11 protein-coding genes and 1 pseudogene are annotated in these 10,304 nt (G+C 60.2%); 9 read left to right on the top strand and 3 right to left on the bottom strand.

Annotated elements, in window-relative coordinates; genetic code table 11:
• The first annotated feature begins 853 nt into the window (after window positions 1-853).
• Window positions 854-2,410, top strand: coding sequence for a TerC family protein (locus ASE80_RS14460; protein ID WP_056859513.1), 1,557 nt, complete (start codon window positions 854-856; stop codon window positions 2,408-2,410).
• Window positions 2,411-2,510: 100 nt separating this feature from the next.
• On the opposite strand, the pseudogene ASE80_RS31840 reads toward ASE80_RS14460, so the two are convergent.
• Together ASE80_RS31840 and ASE80_RS14450 are read right to left on the bottom strand one after the other, a co-directional pair.
• A pseudogene (locus ASE80_RS31840) lies at window positions 2,511-2,723 on the bottom strand (thioredoxin domain-containing protein); the annotation flags it as partial.
• A gap of 93 nt (window positions 2,724-2,816) precedes the next feature.
• Window positions 2,817-3,065 (bottom strand): hypothetical protein, encoded by a 249-nt coding sequence (locus tag ASE80_RS14450; RefSeq protein ID WP_056859511.1) that lies wholly within the window; start codon window positions 3,063-3,065, stop codon window positions 2,817-2,819.
• A gap of 334 nt (window positions 3,066-3,399) precedes the next feature.
• Here ASE80_RS14450 and ASE80_RS14445 point away from each other — a divergent pair, with 334 nt between their 5' ends.
• The 8 genes from ASE80_RS14445 to ASE80_RS14410 all read left to right on the top strand — a co-directional run bounded on the left by ASE80_RS14445 (window position 3,400) and on the right by ASE80_RS14410 (window position 9,950).
• Window positions 3,400-4,248: a transporter substrate-binding domain-containing protein gene (locus ASE80_RS14445; protein WP_017135917.1), complete on the top strand. Its 849-nt coding sequence runs from the start codon at window positions 3,400-3,402 to the stop codon at window positions 4,246-4,248.
• A gap of 52 nt (window positions 4,249-4,300) precedes the next feature.
• On the top strand, window positions 4,301-4,963 hold the full coding sequence (locus ASE80_RS14440) for an amino acid ABC transporter permease (RefSeq protein WP_056859510.1): 663 nt from the start codon (window positions 4,301-4,303) through the stop codon (window positions 4,961-4,963).
• An 11-nt stretch (window positions 4,964-4,974) separates the two neighbouring features.
• Entirely contained in the window at window positions 4,975-5,637 is a 663-nt protein-coding gene (locus tag ASE80_RS14435; RefSeq protein WP_056859509.1) for an amino acid ABC transporter permease, read from the top strand.
• Complete coding sequence (locus tag ASE80_RS14430; protein ID WP_056859508.1) at window positions 5,634-6,416, top strand: amino acid ABC transporter ATP-binding protein; 783 nt, start codon at window positions 5,634-5,636, stop codon at window positions 6,414-6,416. The genes ASE80_RS14435 and ASE80_RS14430 overlap by 4 nt, the downstream gene beginning before the upstream one ends.
• A gap of 14 nt (window positions 6,417-6,430) precedes the next feature.
• Window positions 6,431-6,820: a RidA family protein gene (locus tag ASE80_RS14425; protein ID WP_012723821.1), complete on the top strand. Its 390-nt coding sequence runs from the start codon at window positions 6,431-6,433 to the stop codon at window positions 6,818-6,820.
• 129 nt (window positions 6,821-6,949) lie between these two features.
• Complete coding sequence (locus ASE80_RS14420; RefSeq protein WP_056859507.1) at window positions 6,950-7,714, top strand: IclR family transcriptional regulator; 765 nt, start codon at window positions 6,950-6,952, stop codon at window positions 7,712-7,714.
• A gap of 9 nt (window positions 7,715-7,723) precedes the next feature.
• Window positions 7,724-8,932: an amino acid deaminase gene (locus ASE80_RS14415; RefSeq protein ID WP_056859506.1), complete on the top strand. Its 1,209-nt coding sequence runs from the start codon at window positions 7,724-7,726 to the stop codon at window positions 8,930-8,932.
• A 112-nt stretch (window positions 8,933-9,044) separates the two neighbouring features.
• Window positions 9,045-9,950 (top strand): sugar kinase, encoded by a 906-nt coding sequence (locus ASE80_RS14410; protein ID WP_056859505.1) that lies wholly within the window; start codon window positions 9,045-9,047, stop codon window positions 9,948-9,950.
• A gap of 35 nt (window positions 9,951-9,985) precedes the next feature.
• Here ASE80_RS14410 and ASE80_RS14405 read toward each other — a convergent pair whose 3' ends face one another.
• Complete coding sequence (locus ASE80_RS14405) at window positions 9,986-10,261, bottom strand: peptidylprolyl isomerase (RefSeq protein ID WP_003174397.1); 276 nt, start codon at window positions 10,259-10,261, stop codon at window positions 9,986-9,988.
• Window positions 10,262-10,304 lie beyond the last annotated feature (43 nt).

Here is a 10,304-nt window from a genome sequence, read left to right as displayed (position 1 = left end):
TGCATGCGGATACTACTGATCAGACTAAATGCCATGCTGCGAGACGGTACAGAATGGCGCTGACGGACGGTAGGTTAAGACAGTTGCTCCCACATTTAGACTATGTTGCATCAGGTAGACAGGCTTTTGCTTTGCGCTTGATCTGGCTTTTGCTTCAACCACTCAGGTCGGCTTTCAGGCCGCCGTGCTGTAGATCTTGATCTTGATTTTGATCTGAGTCGCCCCGTCAACCACGATGGCCGAACGCAGGCTTGAATCCGTGGGAAACCCGGCAGGACGCCGGGTTAGCCGCGCTGGGCCAAGGATGGCCCATCGCGGCGGCCCACGGATTCAAGCCGGAGTGCGGGCATGCCGAGCCTAGGCGTTAGCCGCGCTGGGCCAAGGATGGCCCATCGCGGCGGCCCACGGATTCAAGCCGGAGTGCGGGCATGCCGAGCCTAGGCGAGGCACCGAGTGGTGGGGCGAAGACTTTTTGGTTACTTTTGTGTCTTTACAAAAGTGACCCGCCGTCAGGGCGGAACCCTAAGTAGCCATCACCGCAGCAACGGATATACACGCCAAAATCCCAGACAAACCAACTCCCACATCGCTTTTGCGTACGCTTGAAATACAGATCTTGTAATAGTTTTGCAGTGTGGGAAGTTTGAGTTTCGACTGTACGATTCAAGTCCTTTTCTCACTGCAGGACTTGCATGAACACCCTCTCGGAGCCTCCCAGTCGTCTTTCTCCAAGACATTCACTGTCGCCGTTCCTGCTCAAGCACCCCGTATTCCGACTGCTAACCTTGTCCCGGTCCACTGACCGCGCCTTGCCGTGCCCGGCATTCTGAAATCAACTACGAGACTTTTATAAATGGAATGGTTAGCGGATCCAACGGCCTGGCTCGGCCTGTTGACCTTGATTGTGCTGGAACTGGTGCTGGGCATCGACAACCTGGTGTTTATCGCGATTTTGGCGGACAAATTGCCGCCGGAGCAGCGCGACCGCGCGCGGTTGATCGGGCTGTCCCTGGCATTGCTGATGCGCCTGGGCTTGCTGGCGAGTATTTCGTGGATGGTAACGCTCACCCAGCCGTTGTTCGAAGTGTTCGGCAAAGGCTTCTCCGGGCGTGACCTGATCATGCTGTTCGGTGGTGTGTTCCTGCTGTTCAAGGCCACCATGGAATTGCATGAACGCCTTGAGGGGCATGTGGCGCAACGCACGGGCAATGCCACTTATGCGATGTTCTGGCCGATCGTCGCGCAGATCGTGGTGCTCGACGCGGTGTTCTCCCTGGATGCGGTGGTCACGGCCGTGGGCATGGTCGATGAGCTGGCGGTGATGATGATCGCCGTGGTCTTCTCCATCGGCCTGATGATCGTGGCGAGCAAGCCGCTGACGCGTTTCGTCAACTCGCACCCGACGGTGATCATGCTGTGCCTGAGCTTCCTGATGATGATCGGCCTGGTGCTGACCGCCGAAGGCTTGGGCTTCCATGTGCCTAAAGGCTATCTGTATGCGGCCATGGGCTTCTCGATTGTGGTGGAGTTGTTCAACCAGTTGGCGCGTGCGCGTCGCAAGAAGTCGGCGCAAGGCACCTTGCCAGTGCGCCAGCGCACCGCCCATGCGGTGATGCGTTTGCTCGGCGGCCGCAGTTTGGCGGTGGAGGGCGTGGATGATGACGTCGCTGACCTGCTGGGCGAACCGGATGCCGGCCAAGGCCCGCTGTTTGATCGACGTGAGCGCGTGATGATCAGCGGTGTATTGCAATTGGCCGAGCGGCCGATCCGTTCCTTGATGACGCCACGGGCCAAGGTCGACTGTATTGATCTGGCGGACGACGCCGACACCATCCGGCAAAAACTGATGCATTCGTCCTACTCGCGCCTGCCATTGATCCGCAACGGCGCTGTGGATGAGCCTTTAGGGTTTGTGCATAAAAAGGAGCTGCTCAAGGAATACCTGGCCGGTAACGAGCCGAACCTTGAGCACCTGGCGCGCCGGGCGGTCAATTTGCTGGAGAGCTTCTCAATCCTTAACGCCTTGGAGCAGATGCGCCAGGAGTCGACCCATATTGCCTTCGTGATCAACGAATTCGGTGACTTCATGGGCGTGTTGAGCATGACCGACATTCTCGAGTCCATCGCCGGTGAATTGCCCGATGCCAGTGAAATCGAAGGCCCGGATATTGTCGAGGAGGGCGAGGGGTTTCGCGTCAATGGCGCCTTGAACCTCAACCTGGTGTGCCAGCGCACCGGCTTCAAGGCTGCCGCGACCGAGGATTATCAAACCCTCGCCGGGTTGGTGATGAGCCTGCTCGACCGCCTGCCCGTGGTGGGTGATAGCCTGGAGCATGAGGGCTGGCGCCTGACCGTCGCGGCGGTTGAGGAGCGGCGGGTGACGCAGGTGTTGCTGGTGCGTAGTCGCTGAACACGCCCTCCAGGAATTCTTCCTGATATTGCGGCTCACCGATGCCCTTGAGGTTTTCAACCTCAAGGGCATTTTTGTACACCACCAGTGTGGGCGTGCCGTCTACGCCATTGATTTGGGGGGTTTGGGTCGTGTCCAACAGCAGGCTTTTCACGCGGCCGGCGTATTTGTCGGCAATGCGATTGAAGGGGCGGCCAGCTCCCATACACGCTTGGCAGTAAGGGGAAGTAAACAGCACGATAACCAGCGGGTGTGCTTTCAGGATGCGTTGGTATTCGTCAAGGTCATGAATAACCGTCTGTGCAGCGCCCATGATGATCTCCTAGTGTGCCCGGCCAACAGCTTGCGGGTACGCTAAAACGAGAGATCACCAGCGTCTACTGTCAACCTTCACAGGTAGACATGCTCACGCATCCTTGCCGCGCTCCACGCGCTCGCGGGCCTTGCGCGCCTGACTTGCACACTTCCTGTATTCCTCGTTATCCCTGGAAGCCTTGGCCCGGCGATAGCCGTGGTGGTTCTGGCTGGTGTAGTCAGTACCGAAGGCTTCCTTGAGCTTTTGCAGTTCTTCCTTGCATTCGTGCCGATCGTTGGCGGCCCAGGCGTTGCCGGCAGCCAGCAATGAAAGCAAAACCAGAGCGAGACTGAGCTTCATGGGCAAGGGCGTCCTTGTTGGCGTGGATGTGCAAAGGCTAGTCCAGTGTGAGGATTTATCCACGGCGCGCGCGCACTGCAAGGGGGCGCGGTAACACCGTTGGGGCGCACTCGATTGGGGCCTGTCACCGGTGTGTGGGGCCTTGGGTAGCAAGCCGATTCGCAATGCTGGCGTAGCGCCGCATCCTGACCTGTTAACTATCCACCTGATTTAAAACGAATTTATCCCGGTCATGTTTTTCTGTTACGGCGTGTGGCACACTTTCTGCTGTCTATTCCGTTGTTACATACTAAGTTCCGGTATAGCGGAATACACAACTCCTGGAGTGCTTGTCATGCATCACCGACCTTCCGTGTTTAAAGCGTGTGTTTTTCTCTTCGCCGCATCGGCTTCCCTCGCAAGCGTTGTGCACGCGGCGGACAGCAAGCTCGATGATGTGCTCAAACGTGGGCATCTCATCGTGGGTACAGGCAGTACCAATGCGCCGTGGCACTTCCAGGGAGCGGATGGCAAGTTGCAGGGTTTTGATATCGACATCGGCCGCATCGTGGCTAAAGGATTGTTCAACGACCCGAGCAAGGTCGAGTTTGTGGTGCAGTCCTCCGACGCACGTATTCCCAACCTGCTGACCGACAAGGTCGACATGAGTTGCCAGTTCATCACCGTCACCGCCAGCCGTGCGCAGCAGGTTGCCTTTACCCTGCCGTACTACCGCGAAGGCGTAGGCCTGCTGCTGCCGAACAACAGCAAATACAAGGAAATCGAAGACCTGCAAGCGGCGGGTGATGGCGTGACCGTGGCCGTGCTGCAAAACGTGTACGCCGAAGAGCTGGTGCACCAGGCCCTGCCAAAAGCCAAGGTTGACCAGTACGACAGCGTCGACCTGATGTACCAGGCGGTGAACTCCGGCCGTGCCGATGCCGCCGCCACCGACCAGTCCTCGGTCAAGTACCTGATGGTGCAAAACCCGGGCCGCTACCGCAGCCCGACCTACGCCTGGAGCCCGCAAACCTATGCGTGCGCGGTCAAGCGTGGCGATCAGGACTGGCTGAACTTCGTCAATACCGCGCTGCATGAAGCCATGACCGGTGTGGAATTCCCGGCCTACAAAGCCTCGTTCAAACAATGGTTCGGTGTGGATTTGCCGGAACCTGCGATCGGTTTCCCGGTTGAGTTCAAGTAAATCGTAAATCCTGGGGCGTCGCTGACGGCGCCCCGATCAGGTACTGCCGACCATGAACTATCAGTTGAATTTTGCCGCCGTGTGGCGTGATTTCCCCAGCTTGCTGGCGGGGCTCGGCCTGGGCCTTGAACTGGCCTTGCTGTCGATCGCCATCGGTTGCGTGATCGGCCTGATGATGGCATTTGCGATGCTGTCCAAACACCGCGCGTTGCGAATCTTTGCCTCGGTGTATGTGACGGTGATCCGCAATACGCCGATCCTCGTGCTGATCCTGTTGATCTACTTTGCACTGCCCTCGCTTGGGATTCGGCTCGACAAGATCCCCTCGTTCATCATCACCCTGTCGCTGTATGCCGGTGCTTACCTGACCGAAGTGTTCCGCGCCGGGCTGCTGAATATTCCCAAGGGCTTGCGTGAAGCCGGCTTGGCCATCGGTTTGGGTGAGTGGCGGATCCGCGCCTACATCACGGTGCCGGTGATGCTGCGCAACGTGTTGCCGGCGCTGTCGAACAACTTTATTTCGCTGTTCAAGGACACGTCGCTGGCGGCCGCGATTGCGGTGCCGGAGCTGACCTATTACGCCCGCAAGATCAACGTCGAAAGCTACCGGGTGATTGAAACCTGGATGGTCACGACCGCGCTCTACGTGGCGGCCTGTTACTTCATTGCCATGCTGCTCCGTTACCTGGAACAGCGTCTGGCGATCCGTCGTTAAGGAGGGTTTGCATGTACGAGTCCCCAAGCTGGCTGCATGAGTTGTGGATCGCCCGGGATACCCTCTGGGCGGGGTTTCAAACCAGTATTTATTGCTCGGTGCTGGCGATTATCTTTGGCACGCTGATCGGCATTTTTGCCGGGTTGATCCTCACCTACGGCAAGTTCTGGATGCGCGCGCCGTTTCGTCTGTACGTCGACCTGGTGCGCGGTACGCCGGTGTTTGTGCTGGTGCTGGCGTGTTTTTACATGCTGCCGGCGCTGGGTTGGCAGATCAGCGCGTTCCAGGCCGGTGCCGTCGGGTTGACGCTGTTCTGCGGCTCCCACGTGGCGGAAATCGTGCGCGGTGCGCTGCAAGCCATTCCCCGTGGGCAACTGGAAGCGGGCCGGGCGATTGGCCTGACGTTCAAACAGTCACTGACCTACGTGCTGCTGCCCCAGGCGTTGCGCCAGATCCTGCCGACCTGGGTCAATTCCTCCACCGAAATCGTCAAGGCCTCGACCTTGCTCTCGGTGATCGGCGTGGCCGAATTGCTGCTCAGCACCCAGCAAGTCATTGCACGTACCTTCATGACCCTGGAGTTCTACCTGTTCGCCGGGTTTCTGTTCTTTGTCATCAACTACGCCATCGAGTTATTCGGGCGCTACATTGAAAAGCGGGTGGCCTTGCCATGAACCAACCTCAAACCAACCAACCGCTGCTGAACATTCGGGGCCTGCGCAAACAATATGGCCAGGTCGAGGTGCTCAAGGGCGTCGACCTGTCCATGCAGCGCGGCAACGTGGTGACGTTGATCGGCTCCAGCGGCTCGGGCAAGACCACCTTGCTGCGTTGCGTCAACCTGCTCGAAGAGTTCCAGGGCGGGCAGATCAGCCTGGACGGCGAGTCCATCGGCTACAGCGAAATCGCCGGCAAGCGCGTGCGTCACCCCGAACGGGTGATTGCCCAGCACCGCGCTATGACTGGCATGGCCTTCCAGCAATTCAACCTGTTTCCGCATCTGACCGCGTTGCAAAATGTCACCCTCGGCCTGCTCAAGGTCAAGAAGATGGGCAAGGACGAGGCTGTGGCCCTGGCCGAAAAATGGCTGGACCGTGTGGGCCTGCTGGAGCGGCGCAATCACTTCCCCGGTCAACTTTCCGGCGGTCAGCAACAGCGTGTGGCGATTGCCCGCGCGATTGCCATGAACCCCAGCCTGATGCTCTTTGATGAAGTCACCTCGGCCCTCGACCCGGAACTGGTCGGGGAGGTGCTCAGTGTGATCAAGGGGCTGGCGGAAGAGGGCATGACCATGTTGCTGGTCACCCACGAAATGCGCTTTGCCTATGAAGTGTCGGACAAGATCGTCTTCATGAACCAGGGCCGCATTGAAGAGCAGGGCGCGCCGAAGGAAATCTTCGAACGCCCGCAATCGCCGCGCCTGGCGGAATTTTTGAAGAACATTCGTTTTTAATCAGGAGCAATTTTATGAGCATTACTCGTTACGGCGCCGGCAGCACCGCCGGTGGTGGCCAGCCGCGTCCTTTCGCCCGTGCCGTGGAAGCCGACGGCTGGCTCTACGTGTCGGGCCAGGTACCGGCGGTGGACGGTGAAATCATCACCGGCGGCATCATCGAGCAAACCCGCCAGACCCTGCGCAACGTGGTGGCGATTCTGGAAGAGGCCGGTTACGAACTCAAAGACGTGGTGCGCGTTGGTGTTTGGCTGGAAGACCCTCGGGACTTCTGGAGTTTCAACAAGGTATTCGGCGAGTACTTCACCCCCGAACACGCCCCGGCACGTGCCTGTGTGCAGGCCAACATGATGGTGGACTGCAAGGTCGAGATCGATTGCGTGGCCTACAAGAAAAAAGGCTAAATGATCGTTCCCACGCTCCGCGTGGGAACGCCGCCCTGGACGCTCTGCGTCCGCTTGTGTGACGCAGAGCGTCACGGTATGCATTCCCACGCAGAGCGTGGGAACGATCAATAGAGACCGACGACTGCCATGACCGAAGACACCATCAAACGCCGCGCCAAAGGATTGGACCGTGCATTCGATATCCTCGATTTTCTCAAGGAGATCGGCCAGCCCCTGCGCCCGAATGATATTGCCAGCGGCATCGGCAGCCCCAAGTCCACGGTCTATGAACTGGTTGCGTCGTTGCTGGAGCGGCGCATTCTGGAGACGGTGGGCAAGGACGGTCACGTCTACCTCGGCCGCCAGCTGTACTTTCTCGGCCAGGCGCACCTGCGCCATTTCGACCTGACCCGCGAGGCCGACCACGCCTTGCAGGAGATCGTCAGCCAGACCCATGAAACCGCGCAGATGTGCCTGCTCAACGGGCGCAAATACACGGTGGCGCTGATGCGCGAAGGCGAGCGGCATTTTCGAATTTCCTCGGACATCGGCGAAAACGCGCCAATCCCCTGGACCGCTTCCGGGCGCTTGTTGCTGGGGCACTTGAGCGACCAGCAGATCATCGACCTGATCGACCACGACGACTTCATTTTGCCGGACGGCCAGCGGCTGCCACTGGAAACCTTCCTGGCGCAAATTCGTCAGGCCACCCTCGATGGGTTTTTCTCCTTCGACAGCGTGGCCGACACCTTCACCCATTGCTTTGCCGCCCCGGTGCGGGACGCGCAGGGCATCAGCATCGCGACCTTGTGCATCGTTGCACCGCGCGCCGATGCGATTAAAAACTACAACGACTATCGCCGGGTGTTGATCGACAGCGCCAATAACCTGGCCCGACGTATCAACGAATAGGAGTACTTCATGTCTGCCCTCAATGCCGTTGAAAAAGGCGCCGCCGCCGTCGGTGCCCACCTGGTGCGCGACGTCAGCCTGCCGGCCCTGGTGCTGCACCGTGACGCCCTGGAACACAACATCCGCTGGATGCAGGCATTTGTCAGCAACAGCGGTGCAGAGCTCGCGCCCCACGGCAAAACCAGCATGATGCCGGCGCTGTTCCAGCGTCAGATCGAGGCGGGCGCCTGGGGCATCACCCTGGCCAATGCCGTGCAGACCCGCGCCGCCTATGCCGGTGGCGTGCGCCGCATGTTGATGGCCAACCAGTTGGTGGGCGCGCCGAACATGGCGCTGATCGCCGACCTGCTGGCCGACCCGGAGTTTGACTTTCACTGCATGGTCGATCACCCGGACAACGTCGCCGACCTGGGCCTGTTCTTCGCCGCCCGTGGCCTGCGCCTGAACGTGATGATCGAATACGGCGTGGTCGGCGGCCGTTGCGGGTGCCGCAGCGAGCAGCAAGTGCGCGAGTTGGCCAAGGCGATCAAGGCCCAACCGGCCCTGGCCCTGACCGGTATTGAAGGCTACGAAGGCGTGATCCACGGCGAACACGCCGTCAGCGGCATCCGTGACTTTGCCGCCAGCCTGGTACGCCTGGCCGTGGACCTGCAAAACAATGGCGCGTTCGACTTGCCCAAGCCGATCATCACCGCCTCGGGTTCGGCCTGGTACGACCTGATCGCCGAGTCGTTTGAAGCGCAAAACGCCGCCGGCCGCTTCCTCAGCGTGTTGCGCCCCGGCAGCTATGTGGCCCACGACCATGGCATCTACAAAGAGGCGCAATGCTGCGTGCTCGACCGTCGCAGCGACCTCAACGAAGGTCTGCGCCCGGCCCTGGAAGTCTGGGCCCACGTGCAATCGATGCCCGAGCCTGGCTTTGCGGTGGTTGCCCTGGGCAAGCGCGACGTGGCCTACGACGCCGGTTTGCCGGTGCCGCTCAAGCGCTACAAGGCCGGGATTGTGCCGGCCGAAGGCGATGATGTGACGGCGTGCAAAGTCACGGCGGTGATGGACCAGCATGCGTTCATGACGGTGGCGCCGGGGGTTGAGTTGCGTATCGGCGACATCATCTCCTTTGGCACTTCGCACCCGTGCCTGACCTTTGACAAGTGGCAAGTGGGCTGCCTGGTGGATGAGCGGTTGCAGGTCGTTGAATCCTTGCAGACCTGCTTCTAGACCGCGTCGTGGCTATCGCAGGCAAGCCAGCTCCCACAGTTGAAATGCATTCCAACTGTGGGAGCTGGCTTGCCTGCGATGAGGCCCTCCCACACACCCAGAGTCCCCAGGCATGAACACAACTCCCCGCATCGCCCTGATCGGCGAATGCATGATCGAACTGCAACACCGCGCCGATGGCAGCCTGCAACAGAGCTTCGGCGGCGACACCTTGAACGCGGCGGTGTACCTGCGCCGCGAGTTGGGCGCCGTCGGCACGGTCGACTACGTGACCGCACTGGGCGATGACAGTTTCAGCGATGCCATGTGCCAGCAATGGACCGCCGAAGGCCTCGGGCTGGGCATGGTCCAGCGCCTGCCCGGGCGTCTACCGGGGTTGTACTGCATCCAGACGGATGCCAAAGGCGAACGCAAATTTCTCTACTGGCGCAACGAAGCTGCTGTGCGCGACTGCTTCACCACATCGGCAGCCGAGCCGATCCTGGCGGCGTTGCCGCACTACGACGTGGTGTATTTCAGCGGCATCACTCTGGCGGTATTGGGTGAAGTCGGGCGTGAGCGCTTGCTGCAAACCCTGATCGAAACGCGCCGGCGCGGTGGCAAGGTGGTGTTCGACAACAACTATCGTCCGCGCCTGTGGGCGAGTGTCGACGCGGCGCGCGCGGCGTATCACCAGGTGCTGGCCGAGGTGGATATCGCCTTGCTGACCGAGGATGACGAGCGCGCATTGTTTGGTTATGCCGACAGCGAGCAGGTGTTCGCTGCGTACCCGGCGATTGCAGAAGTGGTGCTCAAGCGCGGTGCGGATGCGTGTTTGATCCGCTGTGATGGCGAGCGCTTTGCGGTGCCGGCGCTGACGGTCGAGAAGGTGGTGGACACCACGGCGGCGGGGGATTCGTTCAGCGCGGCGTATTTAGCCAGTCGGCTCACGGGCGGCTCGCCTGAACAGGCGGCGTTGGCTGGGCATCGGTTGGCGAGCCGGGTGATCCAGGTGCCGGGGGCTTTGATCCCTCGGTGAATGGCCGCCTGCGATAGCGGCCCTGAGCCAACCCCTCAGTCGCGGTAAAACACCTGCACCAGGTGATACCCGAACTTGCTCTTGATCGGCCCGTGCACCACCTTCACCGGCTTCTTGAAGATCACCGCATCAATCGCCCCCACCATCTGCCCAGGCCGCACTTCACCCAAATCACCGCCGCGCTTGCCGGACGGGCAGGTGGAGTACTTTTTGGCCAGCACATCAAACGCTTCGCCCTTGGCAATGCGCTGCTTGAGCTGTTCGGCTTCTTCACTGGTTTTCACCAGAATATGACGGGCTTGGGCTTTCATAACGTTCTACCAGGTGTGCGACGGCGCGCGATTATGCCTGAAC

It is taken from the genome of Pseudomonas sp. Leaf15, assembly GCF_001421425.1.
Lineage (GTDB): Bacteria > Pseudomonadota > Gammaproteobacteria > Pseudomonadales > Pseudomonadaceae > Aquipseudomonas > Aquipseudomonas salomonii.
Note: the sequence above shows the minus strand (reverse complement) of the source record. Positions and strands in the feature narration are given on the sequence as shown.